Source organism: Slackia isoflavoniconvertens (assembly GCF_003725955.1).
Lineage (GTDB): Bacteria > Actinomycetota > Coriobacteriia > Coriobacteriales > Eggerthellaceae > Slackia > Slackia isoflavoniconvertens.
Genome location: NZ_QIBZ01000004.1, coordinates 107,147 through 131,334, shown reverse-complemented (window position 1 = coordinate 131,334; position 24,188 = coordinate 107,147). Strand labels below are relative to the sequence as shown.

At 55.8% G+C, this 24,188-nt stretch carries 16 protein-coding genes; 15 read left to right on the top strand and 1 reads right to left on the bottom strand.

All coding sequences use genetic code 11. The features are described from left to right. Positions 1-9 precede the first annotated feature (9 nt). The 5 genes from DMP05_RS03225 (at position 10) to whiA (ending at position 6,532) form a co-directional block, all read left to right on the top strand. Complete coding sequence (locus DMP05_RS03225) at positions 10-1,020, top strand: glycosyltransferase (protein WP_123219131.1); 1,011 nt, start codon at positions 10-12, stop codon at positions 1,018-1,020. Further along, positions 1,017-3,095, top strand: coding sequence for an excinuclease ABC subunit UvrC (uvrC, locus tag DMP05_RS03220; protein WP_244595022.1), 2,079 nt, complete (start codon positions 1,017-1,019; stop codon positions 3,093-3,095). The genes DMP05_RS03225 and uvrC overlap by 4 nt, the downstream gene beginning before the upstream one ends. Positions 3,096-3,133: 38 nt before the next feature. Next, on the top strand, positions 3,134-4,057 hold the full coding sequence (gene rapZ, locus DMP05_RS03215; RefSeq protein ID WP_123219181.1) for an RNase adapter RapZ: 924 nt from the start codon (positions 3,134-3,136) through the stop codon (positions 4,055-4,057). Further along, positions 4,057-5,223, top strand: a complete 1,167-nt coding sequence (locus tag DMP05_RS03210; RefSeq protein WP_123219129.1) for a gluconeogenesis factor YvcK family protein — start codon at positions 4,057-4,059, stop codon at positions 5,221-5,223. Before rapZ ends, DMP05_RS03210 begins: the two co-directional genes overlap by 1 nt. 385 nt (positions 5,224-5,608) lie before the next feature. Continuing rightward, positions 5,609-6,532, top strand: coding sequence for a DNA-binding protein WhiA (gene whiA, locus DMP05_RS03205; RefSeq protein WP_123219128.1), 924 nt, complete (start codon positions 5,609-5,611; stop codon positions 6,530-6,532). A gap of 332 nt (positions 6,533-6,864) precedes the next feature. Here the strand turns inward: whiA and DMP05_RS03200 are convergent, their stop codons facing one another. Then, complete coding sequence (locus DMP05_RS03200; RefSeq protein WP_211326840.1) at positions 6,865-8,046, bottom strand: M20 metallopeptidase family protein; 1,182 nt, start codon at positions 8,044-8,046, stop codon at positions 6,865-6,867. A gap of 219 nt (positions 8,047-8,265) precedes the next feature. Here DMP05_RS03200 and DMP05_RS03195 point away from each other — a divergent pair, with 219 nt between their 5' ends. The 10 genes from DMP05_RS03195 (at position 8,266) to DMP05_RS03150 (ending at position 24,115) form a co-directional block, all read left to right on the top strand. Beyond that, positions 8,266-9,699, top strand: coding sequence for an MFS transporter (locus DMP05_RS03195; RefSeq protein WP_123219127.1), 1,434 nt, complete (start codon positions 8,266-8,268; stop codon positions 9,697-9,699). 245 nt (positions 9,700-9,944) lie between these two features. Beyond that, positions 9,945-11,354: a sodium-dependent transporter gene (locus DMP05_RS03190; protein ID WP_123219126.1), complete on the top strand. Its 1,410-nt coding sequence runs from the start codon at positions 9,945-9,947 to the stop codon at positions 11,352-11,354. A 672-nt stretch (positions 11,355-12,026) separates the two neighbouring features. Beyond that, complete coding sequence (locus DMP05_RS03185) at positions 12,027-14,090, top strand: ribonuclease J (RefSeq protein ID WP_244595021.1); 2,064 nt, start codon at positions 12,027-12,029, stop codon at positions 14,088-14,090. Positions 14,091-14,244: 154 nt separating this feature from the next. Beyond that, positions 14,245-17,295: an FtsK/SpoIIIE family DNA translocase gene (locus tag DMP05_RS10080; protein ID WP_244595020.1), complete on the top strand. Its 3,051-nt coding sequence runs from the start codon at positions 14,245-14,247 to the stop codon at positions 17,293-17,295. A gap of 8 nt (positions 17,296-17,303) precedes the next feature. Beyond that, positions 17,304-18,872, top strand: coding sequence for a helix-turn-helix domain-containing protein (locus DMP05_RS03175; protein WP_244595019.1), 1,569 nt, complete (start codon positions 17,304-17,306; stop codon positions 18,870-18,872). Between the two features lie 30 nt (positions 18,873-18,902). Then, positions 18,903-19,400, top strand: coding sequence for a YajQ family cyclic di-GMP-binding protein (locus DMP05_RS03170; RefSeq protein WP_123219125.1), 498 nt, complete (start codon positions 18,903-18,905; stop codon positions 19,398-19,400). 17 nt (positions 19,401-19,417) lie between these two features. Continuing rightward, on the top strand, positions 19,418-20,758 hold the full coding sequence (rimO, locus tag DMP05_RS03165; RefSeq protein WP_123219124.1) for a 30S ribosomal protein S12 methylthiotransferase RimO: 1,341 nt from the start codon (positions 19,418-19,420) through the stop codon (positions 20,756-20,758). Continuing rightward, entirely contained in the window at positions 20,748-21,962 is a 1,215-nt protein-coding gene (gene pgsA / locus DMP05_RS03160) for a CDP-diacylglycerol--glycerol-3-phosphate 3-phosphatidyltransferase (protein ID WP_123219123.1), read from the top strand. Before rimO ends, pgsA begins: the two co-directional genes overlap by 11 nt. A 287-nt stretch (positions 21,963-22,249) precedes the next feature. After that, entirely contained in the window at positions 22,250-23,281 is a 1,032-nt protein-coding gene (recA, locus tag DMP05_RS03155) for a recombinase RecA (protein ID WP_114615538.1), read from the top strand. 273 nt (positions 23,282-23,554) lie between these two features. Continuing rightward, complete coding sequence (locus DMP05_RS03150; RefSeq protein ID WP_161957454.1) at positions 23,555-24,115, top strand: regulatory protein RecX; 561 nt, start codon at positions 23,555-23,557, stop codon at positions 24,113-24,115. Positions 24,116-24,188: the final 73 nt, after the last annotated feature.

Here is a 24,188-nt window from a genome sequence, read left to right as displayed (position 1 = left end):
TGGAAATACATGGAAAACGTTGCCATTGTTGTGGTGACTTTCAAACGTCAGGAATTGCTCCGCAAGCTTTTTGATTCTTATTTGCAATCCACGGTGGCGCCATGGCGCATCGTAGTCGTCGATAATGAGAATTCCCAGGCAACCGCAGATGTTGTGCATGTTTTCGAGAGGGAAGCCAATGCGCTGTGGGGACTCACGGCCGCGGATGGACGTGGCGGGAAGAGTCGCGTTGTGTATTGTCCGCAGCAAGAAAACCTGGGCGGCTCCGGCGGCTTTTCTGCCGGCGTGAAAGCTGCTTATGAACTTGGAGCCCAATGGTTTTGGCTCATGGATGATGACGTTGCCATTGAGCCAGAAGGCCTTGCTCGTCTTTCGAAATGGACAGAGCGTTACAAAGTAGTTCAAGGGTCGAGATACGATTACGATGATGGCCCGTTTTATTGGCAATACCACTTCAGCATTGCTCTAGGCATCTATGACCCATTTGCTCCAGCGGCCTTTAATTTCGACGAAGAACGACCTATGAATGTTGCCTGCTTCGAGGGTGGGCTTTTCGCGCGTGAAGTTGTTGAAAAAATCGGTTTTCCCGATGATCGCTTCTTTCTGTACTGGGACGATGCGATGTATGGCTACCGCGCTTCGAAGGTGTGCCAGCCGGTTGTCGTTCCCGATTTCATCATGCGACGCACGCGTGAAATGAAGAACTGGGATATTGCCGGCGTGCGCCAGCTTAATTCCACGAGTGATAATACGCGTTATTACATCATGCGAAATCGCGGTTATATGGCTCGATATTTCAAATACTACGGCGATTATCGCCGCTTTGCATTTGGTCTGGGAACCTTGCTCACGTTTGCAAAGGAATTTGTGCGACTCGTTGTCGTCGACCGGGAGCATATTGCTTCGGGAACCAAGCGGCTCCTTTCTGGTTGGCGTGATTCCCGCAAAATCTTGCGCGACTCCGAGTGGCAGCCGATGCCGGCGCTTGTTGATGTGGCTAGCGCGCCGAAGGCCGAATGATGGCTTCCGATTTCCTAAGCGCTGCGGGGGGCGTGGTGCTCGATGCGCCGCCCGAACATGAATCATTCGACGAAAAAATCGCCCGTCTGAAAGAACAGCTGAAAAGCGTGCCTACGCTTCCTGGCGTCTATCTATGGAAAGATGCGTCAGGGCGGGTAATCTACGTCGGCAAAGCAAAGCAGCTTCGCGCCCGTATGAAGCAGTACGTTATGGGTCAAGACGAGCGCGCTAAAATCCCTATGATGCTTGAGCAGGTGTCGACGTTCGAGTACGTGGTGGTGAATAACGAGCATGAGTCGCTCGTGCTCGAAAAAAACCTTATCAACCAGTTCTCACCTTTTTTCAACGCCGACTTTAAAGACGATAAAAGCTATCCGTTCATCGCGATTACGAAAAGCGATGTTTTCCCCGCTATTAAATACACGCGTGAAAAGCACATAGAGGGTACGCGATATTTTGGCCCTTACACCGATAGCCGCGCGGCGCGCCAGTTGGTTGATATCGCGCGCAAAGTCGTGCCGATTTGTTCGTCGAAATGCAACGAATGGCGCCGCCTGAAGCGCAAGCTCGACGCGGGGTCGCTCGAGGCTTTTTTGTCGGAGTCGGGAACGCGGCCGTGCTTCGATGCGAACGTAGGCCTTGGGCCTGGTGCGTGCTGCGGCCGAATTACCCCCGAGGAATACCGGCATAATGTCGAACGGATCGAGCGTTTTCTCGCGGGCAATCGCCGTGAATTCGTTGACGAGCTCACGGGCGAAATGAGTGATGCCGCCTCTGAGCTCGACTTCGAGCGCGCCGGTCGCATCAAGGCGCGCATCGATACAATCAATTCGCTTTCCGACAAACAGCACGCGGTTTCGTCTCGCAACTTGAACGCTGACGTTGTGGGTATTTCGCGAGAGGAGACCATAGCGGGCGTTCATGTGTTCATGGTGCGGGAAGGCCGCGTTGTGAATGGCAACGAGTTCGTGCTCGACCGCGGCCGTGATGTGCCTGACGAGGATTTGCTCCATACCTTTCTGCTTCGTTATTACGACGCCACCACATCCATTCCGCACGAGGTCATCGTTGAGCGCGAATTGGAAGATGCATCGGCGATGGAGGCATGGCTTACCGACAAACTTGACTCCGCCCATGGTGCAAAGGTTCATTTCACCGTGCCCCAACGCGGCGAAAAACGAGACTTGCTCGACATGGCATGCAAGAATGCGCAGCATACGCTCATGCGCTACAAGGTGCGTACGAACTACGAGGATAAACGCATCAACGACGCCCTGCTGCAGCTCGAAAGCGCGCTCGCGATGGATGTTGCCCCTATGCGCATCGAGTGCTTCGATATCTCAACTATCCATGGCTCGTATACCGTTGCTTCCATGGTGGTGTTCACGGGCGGAAGGCCTGATAAAAACCAATACCGGCGCTTTAAAATCAAGACGGCGCTCGATGAGGCAAATGACTTCCTGTCGATGCAGGAGGTCATGCAGCGCCGATATTGCGCAGAGCGCATGGCCGACGAGCGTTTTGGTTCGAAGCCCGATTTGATTATTCTCGATGGCGGTTTGCCGCAGCTCAACGCCGTGCTTGAGATGTTTGACGAAATGGGCATCCACGATATTGCGCTTGCCGGCTTGGCCAAACGAGACGAGGAGCTTTTCGTTCCGTGGCAGGAGAGCGGTCCGGTGGTGCTGCCGAGCGGGTCGGCGTCGCTGTATCTGGTGAAGCAGGTTCGCGATGAGGCCCATAGGTTCGCCATTACGTTCCACCGAGAGCTCCGTGGCAAAGGCATGACGAAGTCGATTCTCGATGACGTCGTTGGCTTGGGCCCTGTCCGTAAAAAGGCGCTGCTTTCGGCGGCGGGCGGCTTTCGTAAACTGCGAGACATGAGTGTTGATGAGGTTATTGGCCTTGGCGCGGTGCCCGAAGAGGTTGCGCGTGAGGTGGTCACCGTGCTCGCGCAGTATAATGGAGAGCGTGATAGGGTCGAGGGGTTGGGCGAGGGCATTGCGCCTGACCAATCTGCTGAAAACGTGATTGATGAAAACATTAGCGTGCCCGAATGGGCCCGTGGTGAGTAGCTTGTCGATGGGGGAGCGTATCTATGGTTGAGCGCAAGATGGGCGAGAGCCCGAACGACTTGGTTATCATTACAGGTATGAGCGGTGCAGGCCGCACGGAAGCTATGCATGCTTTTGAAGACTTGGGCTATTTTTGCATCGATAATTTGCCCGCAAGCTTGTTGGGACAATTGCTTGTGGTGACCGCCGATGCCGGAAGCGGTCTTTCGCGCAAACTTGCCGTGGTTTGCGATGCTCGAAATAAAGATTATTTTGCCGATCTCGACGACGAGCTCGATGCTCTGAAAGGCAAGGGCATTCCGTTTCGTATTGTGTTCCTCGATGCCGATGACGATAAGCTCGTAGCTCGTTATAAGGCGAGTCGCCGACGCCATCCGCTGTGCGACGAGGGTATGACGATCGCACAGGGTATCACTGCCGAGCGCGCACTGCTCTATCAGCTTCGCGTTATGGCTCAAGACGTGGTGAACACTACCGATATGCTTCCCATGCAGCTGCGCGCGAAAATTCGCGAGCTGTTTGGCGAGGGAGATGAGCGGGAAGGCCTTGCCGTTACCGTGTATTCCTTCGGTTTCAAGCATGGCGCCGCGCTTGATGCCGATATCGTTATCGACGTGCGTTTCCTTCCGAACCCGTATTATGACCCTGCGCTTAAGTCTCTTACGGGTCTCGATGCTCCTGTTCGCGATTTCGTGATGTATCGCGACGAGACGGTTGAATTCATGTCTCATTGGAAGAGCCTGCTTGATTGTGTGATGCCTGGCTATGTGAAGGAAGGTAAGCAGCAGCTCGCTATTGCGGTCGGTTGCACAGGTGGCCAACACCGCAGCGTTGCGATTGCCGAGGCCACGGGCGATTATCTGCGCACGCGCGGATATCGCGTGAGCGTGACGCATCGCGATTTGCCCTTAGCGGAATCGGTGCAAAATGAACTTACGGGTGAGGCTAAGGTGCATGCGTAATGGGCGCTCCGTTTTCTCTCGATCCCTCGGCGACGGCGGCGTTTGCGAAACTTGAACAAGATGTAGGTGCTCAGGCGCTTCACGATACGGCAGCGCCGGTAAAGGCCGTGGTCATCGGTGGCGGCACGGGCGCGCCCGTATCTATTCGTACGCTACTCTCCCTTGAAGCTGATACATCTGCTGTCGTTGCCATGGCCGATGATGGTGGATCGACGGGCATTTTGCGCGAAGAGGCGGGCGTATTGCCGCCTGGCGATATTCGTAAGTGCCTTGTCGCGATGGCCGCTGACGAGGGCGACCCGCTCACCAAGGCGTTCAAATACCGCTTTTCGTTTGCGCGCAATCATACGCTGGGCAATCTCATGCTTTCGGCTCTTGAAGAGTCGACGGGTTCGTTTCCCGAGGCTATCGACATTTGCTCGCGATTATTGAACGCGAGGGGACGCGTTTTTCCTTCGACACTCGATGAGGTGCGCCTGTGCGCCGCGACATGGAACGGGTGCAAGCTTGATGGTCAGGCGAAGGCGAGCCATTCCGATTCAACGCTGTATCGTGTTTGGCTTGAATCGGCTGCGCCGGTTCGGGCCTATGAACCCGCGCTCGACGCGATTCGCGAAGCCGACTTCATCGTGCTTGGGCCTGGCTCGCTCTTCACGTCGATTCTGCCGAATTTGCTTGTGCCGGGCGTCATCGATGCGATTCGCGATTCGCATGCTGCGACTTTGTTCGTGTGCTCGCTTGCCGATCAGCAAGGCGAGACGCGTGGCATGACGGCGCTCGAGCATTACGAGGCGCTTTGTCGTCATGGCATGGAAGGGCTCGTCGATTACATGCTCGTTCATAGCGTTGACTCGCTCCATCCTGGTGATGGTGCTTGCGATCGGGTTGGCCTTGATGCCCGTTCTGGTCAAATTGGAGTGCATGGCGAGGAAATTCGTCCCGTGCGCATTTCCTGCGATGACGCCGATCGAATTCAATCACGCGGCACGGTCGTTATGGTTCGTGACCTCGTTGACCCTGATCGTCCTACCTGGCATGACCCTATTGCGCTGCGCAATGCGTTCCGCACGGTTTTGCGTCTTTCCCGCACACAGCCTCGTTTCGCAAGGGATCGCGAGGTAGAGCGTCGCGCTGCCGATATGGTGAAAGTGCGTACGAAAGAATAGCGATAATGCGCCATGCTGCCACGCTGCTGCACTGTGACGCCATGCTGTCTGTTGTTTCGTTGTAGCCGTGGCCCCATGCCGAATAGGTTGCATAGGGCCACTATGGCTGTTTTTCCGCATTGGCTTGTGTGATGGCCTTCTCGCGTACGTCCACCACAGCGTATACTTTGAACAAAACAAAGGTGTGCGAACATGACATGTTCGTTGCGCTCTTCGGCGCTATTCAATCATGTCGCGCTCATTCGAAAACTCTGGATAGCAGTTGCAATTCGGTCGAATGAGCAGGGAAATCACCCGATCGAGCTCCGCTATTGTCCCATTTTGCAAGTGATTTGCAGTATACTGAACTTTCGACTCGCTCCTGAAGCCTAGAAAGCCTTTATTCATGTCGTTTACCGCCGATGTCAAAGACGAACTCACGCGCGTGATTCCTACGTGTAGTCATTGCGATAAAGCTACGCTTGCCGCAATCGCTCGCATTGAAGGCACGTTGCTGTTTTCTGGCCCGGGGCGATACAAGCTCGAGATTGCTACGGAAATCAGCTCGGTTGCGCGTCTCGTCATTCGTTCTTTGCACACCCTCTATAAGCTGAAAACCGAGCTTACGGTACGACGCAGCGTGCTCCATAAAACCCCGAACTACCTCATTACCGTTCCTTCGCAGCCGAATCTCGAGCCAGCGCTGCACGATTTGGGAATTCTTGCAAAAACTGGTATTGAAATGGGAATTCTTCCTCATTTGGTCGAGAAGACGTGTTGCGCGGCTGCTTATTTGCGCGGAGCATTTCTGGGCAGCGGTTTCATCGCCGAGCCACGTGGCGATTTCCACTTCGAGATAACCGTGGAAAGCGAAGAATTGGCAGATGGTCTTGTACAGCTCATGGCCGACCGCGACATTAATGCGCGTGTGCTTCATCGCCGTAACTCGTACATTGTTTACCTCAAGAGCGGGGAAGCGATTTCAGAATTCTTGGCATTTGTTGGCGCACATCAGTGTGCGCTCGCAATGGAAAACGAGCGTGTGCGCAAGAGTGTGCGCAATGAAATCAACCGCAAGGTGAACGCAGAAGTCGCGAACCAGGCGAAAAGTGCTGAAGCCGCCATCGATCAGATCGTGAGCATTCGAAAGCTCGCCGAGAGCGGCAAAATGGCAGAGCTTTCGCCAGGCTTGCAGGAATTTGTAAAATTGCGCTTGCAAAACCCTGATGCAAGCCTTAAAGAGCTTGGTCAGCGCGCCAATCCTCCGTTGTCGAAAAGCGCGGTGTACCATCGCGTGCGTCGTTTGGAAGAGATGGCGAAAAGTCTCTAAGAAGCTTTCGTGCTTGAGCGTCTTTTATTCGCGGGCAATGTCGGCTTTTGCTCTATCGCATTGGAAATTGCTCAAATGAGATTCCCAATGTGGATATGCGTTTTATTTTGTCTAAAAAGGCCCCCGAATGTGGCTTTTTCAAGGCGGTAGAATCGAGCGATTGAGAAGTGCGCGCGCATATTTCAAGAATTTCCAGGTCAGAAACTCATGAACATATTAGCGCAATGCGGAGGTCGCTGCATCGTGCCACATTCGAAGGCCTTTTTGCGCAAATTGAAATGGACCCACATTTTATGAGTCCATTTCAATTGAAGCGATATGTCGCGATTGCTCTATTTCGCGTTGTCGTCAAGCCAGTTCATCGCGACGCTTGCGTAAAGCGCGCTCGACATAGGAAGTGCGTTTTCATCGAATCGAACATGCGGGTTGTGCTGCCCGTAGCATTCGTTGAGCGGACCAGCGGCTGCGCCGATCATCATGTAGTTTGCGGTGCAGGCTTGAGAGATGCTGCCGAAGTCTTCGGAGCCCATGCCGTGTGCGCCGCCGTAGAGTTGCGCTTGGGGAAGCGTCTGCTTGGCGTATTCGACGCATTGTTCCATGAATTCTTTGTCGTTGAACACCGCAGGGCTCGGGCGGCCGAAGGTCGTCGTGGCTGCGCAGCGGTAGGTTTGTGCGATTCCGCTTGCGATTTCGGTGATGCGTTTTTTGGCGAGCTCCTCGGTCTTCTTGTCGAATACGCGAATAGTTCCTTGCATCGTCGCCGACTGTGGAATCGCGTTGCCGGCGTCACCGGCGTTGAATGCGCCGCAGGTAATAACAAGCTCGCTCATGGGAGAAATCTCGCGGGCGAGAATTTCCTGAAGTCCGATATGGATATGGGCGGCGGCGGTGATGGGGTCGACGCACGAGTCGGGCATGGACCCGTGGCCCGCTACGCCTTCAACGACGATTTTCCAGTTGTATGCCGCGGCCATAGGGCGTTCGCCGTACACGATGACGCCCGTGGGCACCGTCGAGACCACATGCATCGCGAATGCGCGGTCGACGTGCGGGTTTTCGAGCACGCCTTCTGCAATTGCCTCGTCAGAGCCGTTGTAGCCTTCCTCGCCTGGCTGGAAGAACAGCTTCACCGTGCCTTTCAATTCGCTTTCGTGCGCTTTCAGAATATGGGCAGCACCAAGCAGGGTTGCTGCGTGCATGTCATGGCCGCAGGCATGCATGTTGCCGTTGATCGATGCGAACTCTTCGCCCGATTCTTCGGCCATTGGCAAGCCGTCAATGTCGCTTCGCAGCATAAGGCACGGTTCGCCTTCGCCAATGGTTCCCACGACGCCCGAACCGTTGATGATCGTGTGGAAGGGAATGCCGAGCTTGGTAAGCTCCGATTGAATGTAGGCGCTCGTATTGGGCGTTTCGAGTCCGATTTCCGGCATCTGGTGGATGTCACGGCGCCATGCAATGAGTTGCTCTTTAAGCGCGGTCGCCTCTTCGAAGAAATTAATGGATGTCGGCACTGGTGCCTCGCTTTCCGCCTGGGCCGTAGCCTCGGGCAAGCTGAAGTTCTGAAGAGTTCGGCGAGCAATTCTACGCGTTTCATGGCAAATGTCAAAAAAATCAGCTAAAAGGTAAATGAGTTGAAAACTTTAGTTGACTAAAGTGCCCATTCGTCGTACCTTTACACATTATATCTCCGGCTTTCTGTACAAGCGGGGGCCATATTGGAAGGAAGAACAATGGCGGAAGAACAAGTCGCGAATGGTGCGCAAGACGGCGCGCCGAAAACGGGCGGCAAAGAGAAAAAGGGATTCTTCTACGGCTGGTGGATCGTCATCGGCGGCTTTATGATCATGGCTACGTGCTACACGGCCTTCGTGAACTGCATATCGCTTTTTCAGGCGCAAATCGTGGGCGATTTGGGCATGACGATCGGCGAATACAACACGGGTACATCGCTCGCGTCGCTTATTTCGATTGTGGGCACGCTCATCATCGGCTTCTTGCTCGATAAAATCAATGCACGCGCTATCGCAGTGGGCATTACGGCCCTTGCGACGGTGATGCTCTTCGGGTATTCGGTCGCAAGCGCTCCCTGGCATATTTACTTGCTTGCTGCGCTTTCTGGCACCATTATCACTGCCGGTGCCCGCCTGTTCGTCTCGGTTATTATCACGAACTGGTTCAACTTGAAGCGCGGTTTCGCCGTGTCGTTGGCGCTGTGCGGTTCCGCGTTCGGCGGCGCAATTCTCTCGCCGATCGTCGGCAACATCATCGCCACCTCTGGTTGGCGCTTTGCTTTCGTGGTACTTGCGGTTATCTGCCTGGTCGGCTCACTTCCTATCGCCGTGATTTTCTTCCGTTCGCACCCTTCCGATAAAGGCCTGCAGCCTTATGGCGCTGAGCTTACCGAGGACGAAATTAAAGCGATCGAGAGCAAGGGCAAGAAAAAGGTTGTACAGGCTGACCCCGAGGTCACGGTTGCCATTGGTTGGAAGGTCATGAAGAAAAGCGCTGCGTTCTGGCTGCTTGCGCTGGGCTTCATGCTGGTTGGCGCAATTAATGCGATGATCGTCGTGAACACGATTTCGAACATGACTTCCGTTGTCATGAACGGTGAGACCATCGTGACGGGCGGCCATGATATCGCCTGGGCTTCTACGGTGCTTTCCGCCGAATTGGTGCTTGTTGTGTTCTGCAAGGTTGCGCTCGGCTCGATGTATGACCGTCTTGGACTCATTCCTTCGACCATTATCGGCACCTTTACGTGCTTCGCGGCCAATTTCTTCATGATTTTCAACACGACCGACTGGGGTCCGATTCTTGGTGCAGTGTTCTTTGCGTTCGGCACGTGCGTATGCACCGTTGGTCCTTCGGTTATGATGACGAAAGAATTCGGCCGTCTCGATATCAGCAGGGCCACGAGTATCATGGTCGCCGTGCAGAGCGTCGGCGGCATTATGGGCGCCATCGTTTCCGGCCAGGCGTTCGACGCGGCTTTGAGCTTTACTCCCGCCTGGATTTTCGGCATGGTGATCTCGGTCGTTATGGGTGTGTGCATGGTTGCCTCGGTGAAGCTCGCGCGTAAGCTCGTTGCGAAGCAAATCGCTGCTGGCGCGCCTCGCGTTGATGAGGAAGGCAAGATCGTCGAAGGGTCTGTAGCTACCGCTTAAGAGCCGCTGCTTCGATAGAGCGACGCGAGTCTCAACATGCTGGTGATGCGATGGTTCGAGCCATTTCTCAATGAGCGCCTTGAGTGGTAGGGTCGTTGTCATATTGCGTTTTCTGCTGCGTTTATCGAAAAGCCGCCCCTAGGGGCGGCTTTTTTCGCGCAGAGAGTTGGCTATTGGATATACTTTTAGAGTTTGCGTTCTGTGACGCAATCGTTGTTCTACCTATTTATATAGAGAGGTTTCCGATGGCTTCTAACGAGCAAGCCACACCTGCGCGCGAACATTTTGCGTCGCGTATCGGCTTTTTGCTTATCGCTGCAGGTTGCGCGATTGGCTTGGGCAATGTTTGGCGCTTCCCCTATATCGTCGGCGAATACGGCGGCGCCGCATTCGTGCTGTTATATCTCATCTTCCTCGTTATTCTTGGTTTGCCCGTTATGGTGATGGAATTCGCCGTGGGCCGTGCGAGCCAGAAGAGCGGTGCGCTTGCCTATGACGTTTTGGAGCCGAATCGCCGTTTCCATTGGTTTACGTGGTGGGGCCAAATCGGCTGCTACGTGCTGCTCATGTTTTATACGACGGTTGCAGGATGGATGCTTGCGTACATTCCCAAAATGGCTTCGGGTGAACTGTCCACGACCGACCCCGATGCGATCGCCGCGACGTTTTCAGGCATGCTGGCCGACCCTGCGCAGCTTATTGGATGGATGGTCGTCGTTGTGCTCATCGGCTTTCTTGTGTGCCGCCTAGGCCTGCAAAAAGGCGTCGAACGCATCACGAAAATCATGATGGCCGCCCTCTTTGTCATCATGATTGCACTGTGCATTCGCACGGTTACCTTGCCGGGAGCGGGCGAGGGCATTGCGTTTTATCTTATTCCCGATTTCGGTAAGCTGTTTGCCGGCAATACGCCTGCTGAGCAGTGGGCGACGTTTGGGCAGGCGGTCTACGCCGCAATGGGGCAGGCGTTCTTCTCGCTGTCGCTCGGCATTGCCGCAATGGAGATCTTCGGCAGCTACATTGGCCGCGAGCGCAGCCTGACGGGCGAAGCCATTTCGGTTACGGCGCTCAATACCGTCGTTGCCATTCTTGCGGGCCTCATCATTTTCCCCGCATGCTTCGCGTATGGCGTCACGCCCGATTCGGGCCCTTCGCTCGTATTCGTCACCCTTCCCGCCGTGTTCGCGGAAATGCCTCTGGGCAATGTATGGGGAGCGCTTTTCTTTGTGTTCATGAGCTTTGCGGCTCTTTCCACGGTTATTGCCGTGTTCGAGAATCTCGTAAGTTGGACGATGGACAAATTCGGCATGTGGCGCAGCCGTGCCGTTACCATAACCGCCATTTTGCTCGTGCTGCTGAGCTTGCCGTGCGCGCTCGGTTTCAATGTGCTTTCTGATATCTCGATTCCCTCAATCGGCGATATTCAGAGCATCGAGGACTTCGTCGTCTCGAACAATATGCTGCCGCTGGGCGCTCTTGTCTTCGTGCTGTTCTGCACGCAGAAATTCGGCTGGGGCTGGGATAACTTCCTTGCTGAAGCCGACCAGGGGAAAGGCGTGAAATTCCCCGCCTGGGCAAAACCGTGGATCAAATACGGCATCCCTGTGCTCATCGTGGCCATTTTCGTCATGGGCTACACGAGCATCTTTGCTTAAAGACTTCCGCATCTAACGACCCCGCTTATGCGGGGTCGTTTCGTATTTCGGCCCAATTGCCAGTTTTTGGTCTCGTGACGCTGCTTGCGACCACGGGTCGCTACCGTTTCGCGCCCTTCGAGCGCTGCCTCTATGCTCGCCCGGCTTCGTTTAGCTTTGAGATGAAGAATCTCGCTCACGTTCGCCCCGAGTCCTCAGCGGGCGGAGGGGCGTGTGAGACCCTCTGCGCTCATTTCGTGCACTTCATTTCAAAATGAAGCGCAGCGAGGACCGCGCGTAGCGAGCGAAGCGAGCGATAGCGGTCCGCGGTCGTGGCGCGCCTCTCCGCCCGCTGAGGGCTCGGGGCGAACCGACGATTCGTCTCAATTCACCATTTCTTCGCATCGTCATACCGCCGATTTGGCGGCAGTTATGCCTTTGGCGTACAATATTGCGTTGTTGATTTACGTCCGCTTTATTGGACGTCTGGCCAAACTGCCAATTATTCTGCGGCTCGCATTGTGCGATAGGTGGTTGGTCTTCGAGCGCATACCGCGTTCTTTTGTATGGATGTTGCATTGCGCTGGCGCGCGTTGGTGCTGCCGGGCAATGTGTTCATTGGAATACCGAAACGCCGTGCGACCTTTGGGCGCCTCTATGTGCGTTTCACTATGCTTAAGGAGCGAATGAAACTTGACTAACGAACAGAACTTGCCGGAGCTGTCTTCCGGCACGCTTGGCGGCGCTATTGCTGCTGCCAAGTCTTCTGCGGCAAAAAATGACGCTGAAGGCACCGATGGTACGAAAAATCGCAGCCGTTCTCGCGGCTCTCGCGGGGGCCGCGGCCGCGGTCCTAAGAAAGACGCCGCGCAAAACGGCAGCCAGCAAGACACCAAGGCTGTCTCTGCCAATCAGGCCGAGCAGTCATCGAGGGCTTCGAACGGAAATCGTCGTCGTTCCACGACGCGCACCAAGCACGTCTCGCTCGATCACAAGCGCCCGCAGCTTACGCCAGGCTCCGAACTCGAGCCCGAATCGTTCAATAAACCGCGCACGCGCAAGCCTCGCTCTGGCAGCAATTCTCGCCGTGCGGTGAAGAACAACCCCGATGTGACTCTGAAGGTCATTCCGCTTGGCGGTCTCGACGGCATTGGCAAGAACATGACCGTCATCGAGTGCGGCGACGACATGATTCTCGATGACGCTGGTCTCATGTTCCCCGATGACGACCATCCGGGCATCGACCTCATTCTTCCCGACTACACGTATGTGCTTGAGAATGAGCATAAGCTTCGCGGCATCATCATTACCCACGGCCACGAAGACCATACGGGTAGCTTGCCGTACCTCATGAAAGACCTTACCAAGAAGGTTCCGATTTACGGCACGAAGATGACGCTCGGCCTTATCGAGGGCAAGTTCAAGGAGCATCGCATCAAGGCGAAGCTGTGCGAAGTCAATCCCGGCGACGAGATGAAAATCGGCAATTTCGTGGTCGACTTTTTCGCAGTGAATCACTCTATTCCAGGTGCGCTCGGCGTGTTCTTCCAGTCTCCGGCCGGCAATGTGCTGCACACAGGCGACTTCAAACTCGACCAGAGCCCGATTGACGGTGTTCGCACCGACTTCGGAGCGCTCGCGCGTTTCTCGAAAATGGGCGTCGACCTCATGATGAGCGACTCGACGAATGCCACAAACCCGAACTTCACGCCTTCTGAGGCTGAAGTGGGCAAGACGTTGCGTCCCATTATTGAGAACGCCAAGGGTCGCGTCATTATCGCGAGCTTTGCAAGCCATATCCATCGCCTGCAGCAGATCGCCGATGCGGCTGTCGCGTGCGGCCGCAAAGTCGTGGTCACGGGCCGTTCGATGATTCAAAACACCGATATCGCACGTCGCTTGGGCTATCTTAAGATTCAAGACGTCGACCTTATCGACGCCTATGACCTGAAGGGTATTCCGCCCGAGAAGGTTGTCATTATGTGCACGGGCAGCCAGGGCGAGCCGCTTTCGGCGCTTGCCCGTATCGCGAACGGCGAGCATAAGACCATCCAGATTGACGAAGGCGACACGGTCATCATTTCCGCGACGCCCGTTCCTGGCAATGAGAAAGCTGTTACGCGCATCGTGAACCAGCTTTCCAAGATTGGTTGCGATGTGTGGGACAAGCACCGCGCCATGGTTCACGTGTCGGGCCACGCGAGTGCAGAAGAGCTCAAGCTCGTGCTTTCTATCGTGCAGCCGAAGTACTTCATGCCGGTGCATGGCGAGTCGATGCATCTTCGCGCTCATGCGAATCTCGCTCAGGCCACGGGTGTTGACCCGAGCCATATCTTTATGTGCGAAAACGGCGATACGCTCGAGATGACGAACGGCATCGTTAAATTCGGTGAGCCCGTCGAAAACGGCATCGTCTACGTTGACGGCCTTTCTGTGGGCGATACCTCGAAAGACGTGCTCGATGAGCGCACGACACTTTCCAATTGCGGCTTCGCTTGCATTTGCGCCGCTGTCGATCATAAGCGCCACCAGATTTTGGGCAATGTGCGCGTCGAGATGCACGGCATCACGGGCGGCGATGTTGCTGAGCTTCGTCGCGAGGCGACCGACGGCGTCAAATGCACCCTGCGTCGCAGCGTTGAGCGCGGCGTGAAGGGCAAAGACCTTGAGAAGGCGTGCCGCGATTCCTTGCATTCGCTTCTGTGGGACCGCACAAAGCAGCGTCCTATGGTCATCGCGACGATTATCGAGGTGTAAACGTTTCGCGGAATGAACATTCCGCTGCGCTATAATTCAGGTTTCGCACGTCAGTGCAAGCCGTATGAATATTTCGGCCGGGTTGCCTTTCAGGCGACTCGGCCGCTGCCGAATTTATATGCATCGTAAACGCAGTATTTGAAGGAGCACGCCATTGGCCCGCGGTTCAAAGAAGAACACCGCACAATCGAATAGCGCCAAAGGCGCTTCTGCCCAAAGGAAAAAGGGAAAGAACGACGCCGAAGATCGCGTCGCACTTAAAGATGCTCCGTCTCGCGGCAGGGCGCGGGCACGCGCCGTCGAAGAGGAAGCCCCCTTTGAGGAAATCGATCGCGAGCCGCGTATTTTCGACGATCGCACCAAGCGCGATATCGCCGGCGTCATTGTCGCCGTGCTTGCCGTCGTGCTCTTCTTGGCCGTTCTATTGCAGCCTTCTGGCTTTCTGACGAGCGCTCTTTCGAGTGCGCTGCATCTTTCGCTCGGAATTGGCGCGTATGTGCTGCCGTTCATTTTGGTTATCGTGGGCGCGAGCCTCATTGTTCGCGTCGATCGCGCCGATTTGCCTCTACGCTTGGGCGTGGGGCTTGCCATGCTCTTCTTTGCGTTCATGTCGGCCCTTTCGCTGCTTACGCCTGGTGCTTCAACCAATGGCGCTGTGCTTTTCGACGCGAATGTGCTTGCCTCGCGCGGTGGCTACGTTGGCTCTGGCATTGCATGGGCACTTCTGCAGCTGTTCGGCGAAGCCGTGAGCATCGTGCTCCTTCTCGGGGTCGCGCTTGCTGGAGCCGTCATCATCGGCTTTTCGCTTACGGGCGCATTCGAATCGCTTCGCGAGAAGGGTTCGCAATTCAATGCGCGCCTGCGTGCCGCACGCGATGCGGAAGACGACGAACTTCCTGGCATTCCTTACGAAGCTGCCGATGAGAACGATAATCCCTATGCTGCGTTTGACGAAAATCGTCCTCAGGCGCAGGTCGAGTCTCCCGAGGCTCGCGTCCCTCGTCGCGAAGAGCGCGGCTTGCTTGCCGGCTTCGGCATGACGAAAAAGGAACGCGAAGCTGCCGCTGCTGCGAAGGCTGCGCAAGAGGCCCAACGAGAGGTGCCGCCAGCACGCATTCGTCGTGCCGAGCCTGTGCATGTGCCTCGCGACCTTTCACGCCCTCGCCGCGCATCGGAGTCGCTTTCGACGCAATTGCTCGAAGGCCGTCGTCCTGGCCAGGCTCCTGTTCCCACGGTCGACACCTATTGGCCAGCTGAATACGCTTTCGGCGCTGCCGACGATGTCGTGAGCGCTGCTTCAAATGCTGCGGCGGGGGCTGCAGGTGTTGCCACTGGCATGGGCGTAGCGCATGCGGCCGAGGGTGGCCGTGCTGCTCTCGATGCCGCCGAAGATGAAGCCATCACTCAACTTCTTGGCGCGAAGCCCGCGCCTTCCCGGATAAAAAAGCAGGCAGGTTGCAGCTCTCCTGAGCCTTCTGCGAAAACGCGGGTGCTGAAAGCGAAGCGTGAGCCGCTTCCTTGGGAAGACGAAGCCGAGGCTGTCGACAACGCTTTGCAGCCCGATTCGAACGAGGGCGCTGCCGAAAAGCCGATGACGCGTCGTTTGAGCGATGTTTCCGCCGCGCCTGGAGCGTCGAAAACGCGTGCTGCGGGTTCGGCCAAAGCTAAGAAAATCGATAATTCTGCGTTTAATAAAGAAGGGGAGACGCGCGGCGATTTCACCTTGCCGGCGTTTGGCCTCATTCGCCATACCGAAGTTGCTACCGAAGCCGATGAGGCTGAGCTTCGCACGCTTGCCGCTGAGCTGCAAAACACCCTCGAAGATTTCAGCATCATGGCGCAGGTTGTCGGCTGGGTTGCCGGCCCCACGGTCACGCTGTTCAAGGTTGACTTGCCTTCTGGCGTGCGCGTAAGCCGCATTATGAGCTTGACCGACGATATCGCCTTGGCGCTCGCGGCGCCCGGTGTGCGCATTTTCGCGCCCATTCCTGGAACGAATCATGTCGGCATCGAGGTGCCGAATCGCACGCGACAGAACGTGCTATTGGGCGACGTGCTCAAAGACGCCCATGGCGCACCGCTTGAAATGGCTATCGGCAAAGATGTCGAAGGCCATTCGATTGTCGTCGACCTCGCGAAAATGCCGCACTTGCTTATCGGCGGCACCACGGGTTCGGGCAAGTCGGTCGCAATCAACGCGATGATCATGTCCATTCTCATGCGTGCCACGCCCGACGAGGTTCGCTTCATCATGATTGACCCGAAGCGCGTTGAATTCACCCCGTATAACGGCATCCCCCATTTGTACGTGCCCGTCGTTACCGAAAACAAGGAAGCGGCGAGCGCTCTGTCATGGGGCGTGGCTGAAATGGAGCGCCGTCTGAAAGTCATGTCGAAGGCCGGCGTGCGCAATATTTCGCAATACAATAAAAAAGTTGAAAGCGGACAGCTCGATGATGAGGAAAAACCCGAAGACGAGTGGCCGAAAAAGATGCCGTATATCGTCATCATCATCGACGAGCTCGCCGACCTCATGATGAACGTTGGAAAAGAGGTCGAACTCTCCATTAGCCGCATTGCGCAACTTGCTCGTGCGGCGGGCATCCACATGATCGTCGCTACGCAGCGCCCGTCGACCAATGTCGTAACAGGCCTTATCAAGGCGAACATCACGAACCGCATCGCCTTCAACGTTGCTTCGGGCATTGACTCTCGCGTTATTCTCGATACCCCCGGCGCTGAAAACCTCATTGGGTTGGGCGATATGCTGTTCAGCAAGCCTGAATGGCCGAAACCTCGGCGTTTGCAGGGTTGTTTTGTTTCCGAAGAGGAAATCGAAGCCGTCGTGAGCCATTTGAAGGCGCAGGGGGAGCCCGAATACCATAGCGAGATCCTCCAAACGAATGTGATCAGCCTTGGCTCGTCTATGCCCGACGGTTCCGGCGGCTCTTCGAGCGCCGACGATCCGCTTTTGTGGGATGCCGCAGACATCGTCGTGGCGAGTGGCCTCGGCTCTACTTCGAACATTCAGCGCAAATTGAGCGTTGGGTATTCCCGCGCAGGGCGCATCATGGATATGCTAGAAGAGAAGGGCGTTGTGGGCCCGCCGAACGGCAGCAAACCCCGAGACGTGCTTGTTGATGAAATGGAACTTGAATCTTTGAAGGCTTTTGAGGCGCGTGACGCCGCGGAAGATGGATTCTAGGAGTAAGAGTGAACGAATCGAATTTCGGCAATATTCTGCGTGAGGCGCGCGAGCGCTCGGGCGAGGATTTAATGTCCGTCGCCCGCAAGCTCCGCATCCGTCCTGATATTTTGGAGTCTATTGAGGCTGGGGATCTTTCAAATATGCCCCCGCGTGGCTATTCGCGCAATATGATCAACGCGTACGCGCGCTACCTTGGCCTTAATCCCACGAATCTCGTCGACGCCTATTTGTCGCAGCAATATCAAGACCAAGTTGAGCGAGCCCGCAAGAATATTCGCCCGACTGGTTTTGATATGCCTTCGGGCAGGCGCCACCATGGTTTGCGTGAGGAAATTCATGCCGACGAGCGTTCGCGGGCGCGTGCCGCTGCGGCAGACCGCGTGTCTCGCGATGACGCGCTCTCTAACGAATATGCGGCGATTGAAGCGGAAAGCTCCCGGAACCGTGCGCGACGCCTGGGACTCGATTCCCAGCGATCGAGCAGGACTTCTCGTTCGACTGACTCATCGTCGCGACCTTCTCAGTCGCGTTCGTTCGGCGGCTCGTCGTTTGATACGGGCCTGTTCGACGATATCGATCGCGGCGCAGCCGAATCCCGTGAATTGTCCTCGGCCGAACGTGCCATTGCGCAACGCCCGCCCTCGACTTCGCATAGCCGCCGCGCGGGAGCGGTGCATGTTGGTTCATATAATGCGTATGGCCAGGGCCTGTATAACCACACGCGTCAACAGGCGTCTGGCGATAGCCCTGAACGCACGCGTCGTTTGGACGATGCTCCTGCACGTCCTTCTTCTCGTCGTTCGAATCCGGCGGCTGCAGGCTCTACACGTAGACTGCGTCGTTCCGAGGATGAAGAAAAGGAAACCTACATGCCGCGCCAATCGAGGCGTTCGGCACTTCCTGAAGAGCACTCGATTAGCGTGTATGCCGCTCCAAGCAACCTCGGAAGAAATAAATCGGGCATCGGCGAAAAGCTCCCGTTCCTCATCGCTGGCATTATTATCTTGCTGCTCGTCGTCGTTATCGCTTTCTTGGCGAATGGCGTGGGCTCGAAAGCAACGTCGAGCGCCCAACAAAGCACGCCGATGAACATCACGGGGCTTCCCGAATCTTCACCTTCGGGCTCTTCGTCGAATACATCTTCCGATTCCGAAAGCTCCGATTCGCAATCGACCAAGGAGACGACGACTAAAAAGACTGAAACCGCTCCCACTAAGGCCGTTGTTGCGTACTCGGTCGCGAAGGGCGAAACGCCGTATGTCGAAATCTATGAAGGCAACACATGCTTGGTTGCCGAAAATCTGTCGGGGGGCGCGTCTGACAGCTACGACGTAACCGATTCGCTCACGATTGTCGCGAGCCCCTACGATGGGCTTACCGTGACGGTCGATGGGCAAGCAGTTGATTTGTCGCAGTATGTCACGAACGGCATTCTGCGCTACGAGGTGAACTTCAGCGACATTCTCGCGGCATGGAATGAGGCCCATCCCGATGCGGCCTCGTTTACGAGCAGCGCTTCTTCCTCGTCGAGCAGCGCATCTACAAGCTCTACTTCCAGCTCCACTGAAGGCTAGTACTTACCTCTTGTTTTAGAAAGGGATACCATGGCAAAAGAATCCAGTTTCGACGTTGTTTCCACCGTCGACATGCAAGAAGTCGATAATGCGTATGGCCAGGCGAAACGAGAAATCGCCCAGCGTTATGACCTCAAAGATTCCGGTGCGGAAATCACCCTTGATAAAGGTGGCCGCAAATTGACCGTCGCCGCCCCGGCAGAATTCGTCGCCAAACAGGTTATCGACGTCATCGGCAGCAAGCTCATCAAGCGCGGCGTCGACCTTTCCGCTGTGAAATGGGGCGACATCGTGCCTGCCGCTGGTCAGAGCGTTCGTCGCACTGCCGAGATTATCGAAGGCATCGACAAGGAAACCGCGAGCAAAATCTCGAAGGACATTCGTGGCACGAAGCTCAAGTGCAAAGTCACTATTGAGGGCGACAAGTTGCGCGTTTCTTCGGCTTCGCGCGACACGTTGCAAGAGGTTATTGCCTTTTTGAAGGGCCAAGATTATGGCCAGCCTCTGCAATACGTGAACTATCGATAACGCTAAAGGGTATTCGCATGTCTAACATTGACGTGAATGTTTTGGCTCAGAGCGCGCCGCGCGTTTGTTTCGTGACGCTTGGTTGCGCCAAAAATGAAGTTGACACCGCCGAGATGACGAAACGACTGACCGCGGCTGGCTACGAGGTGTGCGATGATGCACCAACGGCCGACGTCGTGGTCGTGAATACATGCTCGTTCATCCAGGCGGCAACCGAAGAGAGCCTCGAGGCTATTTTTGAGGTATGCGACCTGCCGAACTTCATCGAGGGGTCCGCAAAGCTCGTCGTGGCGGGCTGCATGCCTGCACGATACGGCGACGACTTGGCAAGCGAGCTTGGCGAGGCACAAGCATTTGTGCCGTGCAGCAAGGAAGACGACATCGTGGAGGTTCTTGCGGGCGTGTTGGGCGATGCGGCGCCTCAAGCGTCGATGTCCCCCGCTGCCCAATCGCCCTGGGCGGGTTCTCCCGCATCGTATGTGAAAATCTCAGATGGCTGCGATCGCTTCTGCTCGTTCTGCGCTATTCCGTACATTCGCGGTCGCTATCACAGCTTCCCGCTTGAAACGGTACGCGCTTCAGTCGCTGAACGCGTTGCGGCTGGTGTGCGCGAAGTTACGCTTATCGCTCAAGATACGGGCCGCTGGGGTGAAGATTTCGATGAGCCTTCCAATACCGCCACGCTTCTTGCAACGCTTGCCGACGAGTTCCCTCAAACATGGTTCCGTCTTATGTATATTGAGCCGCAGGGCGTAAGCGATGAGCTGCTCGATGTTATCGCTTCCAAGCCGAACGTCTGCAAGTATCTCGATATGCCGCTTCAGCATGCGAGTAAGCCTGTGCTTCGCGCGATGAACCGTCGTGGCGACGAAAACTCCCATCGCGAGCTCGTTGCGCGCATTCGTGAACGCGTTCCCGGCATTACGCTGCGCACCACGCTCATCGCCGGTTTCCCGGGTGAGACCGATATCGATTTCGACGTGCTGCAGAACTTCCTCGAAGAGGTCGAGTTCGATTACGTCGGCGTTTTCCCGTATTCGCAGGAAGAAGGCACCCGCGCCGCTGAGATGGATGGCCAAATCGATGAGGCCGTCAAAATTGAGCGTGCTCAAAGCCTGCGCGATATTTCAGACGCTATTGGCGAGGCCCACGTTTCGGCGCGCATCGGGCAGGAGATGGACGTGCTCGTGCTTGGGCGCGAGGAAGACGGCCAGCTCTACGGCCGTGCAATGTGCCAAGCGCCCGAGGTTGATGGTGTGGTGTATTTGGAAGAAGGCGAAGTTGGCGACATTGTGCGCGTTCGCATAACCGATACGCTTGTGTACGAGATGGAAGGCGATGTCGTTCATGGCTCCTGATTCGAAAGAATCCTACGCTTCTGGCAAGCCGACGCCCGCGGGCCAGGGCACGGTTGATAAGATTCTTACCCCCGCGAATGTTGTAACCATGATTCGCATCTGCTTGGTACCCGTCTTTGTCGTAGCGCTTATTAGCCCATGGCCCGACGCAATGGGACTTGCGTTCCTCAATCCCTGGAAGGCGTGGATTGCCGCGATTATCTTTGTCGTGATCTCGTGCACCGACTGGATTGATGGATACCTCGCTCGTTCTCGAGGCGAAGTTACTGACTTCGGCAAATTCATGGATCCTTTGGCCGATAAGGTTCTCGTCGTTGCAGCGCTTCTTGTGCTTATTGAACTGGGGTCGCTGCCAAGTTGGCCCGTGCTTATTATCGTTGCTCGCGAATTCATCGTGAGCGGCGTGCGCATGGTCGCCGCAAGCAAGGGGGAGGTTATCGCCGCCTCGTGGTACGGCAAGTTCAAAACGGTATTCCAAATGATCGCCATCGTTCTGTTCGTTGTGAAGGAGAGCCCCGCGATCACGGGCATGCTTTCGCATGAGCTCAACGTCGCGCTTTATATTTTGAGCTGGCTTGTCATGGCGGTCGCCCTCGTGCTCACGATCATCTCTATGGCCGATTACATTTGGAAAGCTCGCCACCTCATTGGTTTCAAGCCCAAGGGCGGTCGCGCTCGCGTCATTGACAATGACGACCTTGCCGCGCAGGCCGAAGATGGCTTCGAGAACGAGCTTCGCGTTGACGCGGCGTGCGCCGTTGTTCAGAAGGCGCTAGCGACGAAAGCGACAGTCGCAACGGCCGAAAGCTGTACAGGTGGTCTTATTGCCGCATCGCTCACCGAGGTGCCAGGGTCTTCGGCTGTGGTACGCGGCGGCGTGGTGAGCTATGTCAACGACGTGAAAATGAAGAGCCTTGATGTTCCTGAGACGGCGTTCGTTGATGGTAGCGCCGTGTGTGAAGACGTTGCCGTAGCCATGGCGCTCGGTGCCGCATCTGAACTTGGCGCCGATGTGGCATGCTCCGTTACGGGCATTGCGGGACCTGGTGGCGAAGAACCCGGAAAGCCGGTGGGCACAGTGTGGATTGGCATCTCTTCCAGTGGTAGCGCATTTGCGAAGGAATTCCACTTCAAAGGAAATCGCGAAAACGTACGCGCGCAAGCGACCCAGGCCGCACTTGAAATGATTCTCGAAGCGCTGTAGCGCCTTGCCGTCACGGGCAAAACGCGGTATTTCGGAAGGCATTTTGCGAGGAAACCGAGGGAAACGCAAAGGAACTTTCAAGGGAAACCGGTGGAAATAGGCGATATTTCGTTTTTAAAAATGCGGCATTCGGGCAAGATTCTGGCAAGGTTATCGTGCTTGAATGCATTCAACGGTTTCTTTCACGTTGATGCGAATTATTTTGACATCGTACTTGACGTAAGAACATCTGTTCGTAATAATGAGCGCGGTACATAAACCGGCTATGCCGGCGGCAAGGAGATGCAATGGCTCAGACTCAAAACAAAGATAAAATGCTCGAGCTCACGACTGAACAAATCGAGAAGAAGTTTGGCAAGGGCGCCATTATGAAGCTTGGAAGCAATGCCGAACACCTTGAGGTTGCTGCTATTCCCACGGGCGCTTTGCCGCTCGATGCGGCGCTCGGCATTGGCGGCGTTCCGCGTGGTCGCATTGTTGAGATTTACGGTCCTGAATCCAGCGGTAAAACGACGCTTGCGTTGCAAATCCTCGCCGAGGCGCAAGCGCTTGGTGGTGTTGTCGCCTTTATCGACGCCGAGCATGCCCTTGATCCAACGTATGCCGCGCGCCTGGGCGTCGATATCGACGAGGTGCTCATCTCTCAGCCCGACACGGGTGAGCAGGGCTTGGAAATCTGCGATATGCTCGTTCGCTCCAATGCTATCGACTGCATAGTCATCGACTCCGTAGCCGCTTTGGTTCCTAAAGCCGAAATCGAAGGTGAAATCGGCGACTCGAGCGTTGGCCTTCAGGCTCGTCTTATGTCTCAGGCACTTCGCAAACTCGCCGGTTCTCTTTCGAAGTCAAATACCACGTGCATCTTCATCAATCAGCTGCGTGAAAAAATCGGCGTGATGTTTGGCAATCCCGAAACCACGACGGGCGGCCGCGCCCTTAAGTTCTTCTCGAGCGTTCGCATCGACATTCGTCGAATCGAAACGCTCAAGAATAAGACTAACGATCCTGTGGGCAACCGCGTGCGCGCCAAGGTCGTGAAGAACAAGGTTGCGCCTCCGTTTAGGCAGGCCGAGTTCGACATCATGTATGGCCAGGGCATCTCTCGTGAGGGCTGCATTGTAGATATGGGCGTCGAGGCTGGCGTGGTGAAAAAGAGTGGTGCTTGGTATACCTATGGCGAAGATCGTCTGGGCCAGGGCCGTGAGGCTGCGAAGGAAATGCTGCGCACCCATCCCGATGTTCGCGACGAAATCGAGCAAAAGGTTCGAGACCATTTCGAGATTCCCACGGTCAAGCCTTTCAGCGAAACCGAGGAATAAGCCTTTTCGCGCCCGTTTTTTGCCCATGGCAAAGCGGGCGTTTTCTTTATCGTGGCGATTGGGGCCGATATGCCATATATCGATAAACAATATGCAGAAGAGCTTTTGAAGAAATCTCAAGCCAGCACCAATGGCGGGCCTTTCCGCGCTGCTGGCGGCACAGAGCAAGAGGCATGCACTGCTCGCAAGTCACGCAGCGCCTGCTTCGGTTCGTTCGAACAAAGTGGGCTCCAGCTGAAGTCTCGCGCTCGCTCGCGTTTGCAGAATGCATCGTTGAGCCTTGAGCCAATCATGGCTGAGCGCACCGAAGACGAAACGAGGGCTTTTGAAAAAGTCACTCGTCTTGCCTGTGCACGAGAGCGCGGTTCTCGCGAGCTCGCCGATCGGCTTGTGCGCGACGGGTTCTCGCGCGAAGTGGCGGAATCGGCTGTGCGGCGCGCTCTCGATTGCGGCCTTATTGACGATACGCGCTATGGAGCCGTGCTTATTCGTACGCGCGTCTCCCAAGGGCGTGGGCGCAAGGGTATAGAAGACGAGCTCGAAAGGGCAGGAATTGCCGCAAGCGACATTCCGGGGTGGCCAGAAGAATTCTTTTCCGTCGACGATTTTGATCCGTTCCGCGTTAACGCCAATGCTGAAGATGGTGTCGTTGGTTGTTCGTTTGGCAGCGAGTCGAGCGACGAACAAGAAATCGAGCGCGCTCTCGCGCTTTTGCGCCGAAAGCCGCCGCGGTCTAAAAATATTCAGGCCTCCGCATATCGCAAACTTGTAACGAAGGGCTACTCTACGTCGGTTGCGAGTGCGGCGACTCGTCGTTTTATGGAGGAGAATTAGGACCGTGAGCGATTTATTTCAAAACGGTGGAGGGAAAACGCTCGAGCACGGTGTATCATGAAAGGGCTTGAGT

What these genes read in the sequence shown, in the direction of transcription:
- DMP05_RS03225 (WP_123219131.1), top strand. Translation starts at nt 10, where the DNA reads ATGGAAAACGTTGCCATTGTTGTGGTGACTTTCAAACGTCAGGAATTG.
- uvrC (WP_244595022.1), top strand. Translation starts at nt 1,017, where the DNA reads ATGATGGCTTCCGATTTCCTAAGCGCTGCGGGGGGCGTGGTGCTCGAT.
- rapZ (WP_123219181.1), top strand. Translation starts at nt 3,134, where the DNA reads ATGGGCGAGAGCCCGAACGACTTGGTTATCATTACAGGTATGAGCGGT.
- DMP05_RS03210 (WP_123219129.1), top strand. Translation starts at nt 4,057, where the DNA reads ATGGGCGCTCCGTTTTCTCTCGATCCCTCGGCGACGGCGGCGTTTGCG.
- whiA (WP_123219128.1), top strand. Translation starts at nt 5,609, where the DNA reads ATGTCGTTTACCGCCGATGTCAAAGACGAACTCACGCGCGTGATTCCT.
- DMP05_RS03195 (WP_123219127.1), top strand. Translation starts at nt 8,266, where the DNA reads ATGGCGGAAGAACAAGTCGCGAATGGTGCGCAAGACGGCGCGCCGAAA.
- DMP05_RS03190 (WP_123219126.1), top strand. Translation starts at nt 9,945, where the DNA reads ATGGCTTCTAACGAGCAAGCCACACCTGCGCGCGAACATTTTGCGTCG.
- DMP05_RS03170 (WP_123219125.1), top strand. Translation starts at nt 18,903, where the DNA reads ATGGCAAAAGAATCCAGTTTCGACGTTGTTTCCACCGTCGACATGCAA.
- rimO (WP_123219124.1), top strand. Translation starts at nt 19,418, where the DNA reads ATGTCTAACATTGACGTGAATGTTTTGGCTCAGAGCGCGCCGCGCGTT.
- pgsA (WP_123219123.1), top strand. Translation starts at nt 20,748, where the DNA reads ATGGCTCCTGATTCGAAAGAATCCTACGCTTCTGGCAAGCCGACGCCC.
- recA (WP_114615538.1), top strand. Translation starts at nt 22,250, where the DNA reads ATGGCTCAGACTCAAAACAAAGATAAAATGCTCGAGCTCACGACTGAA.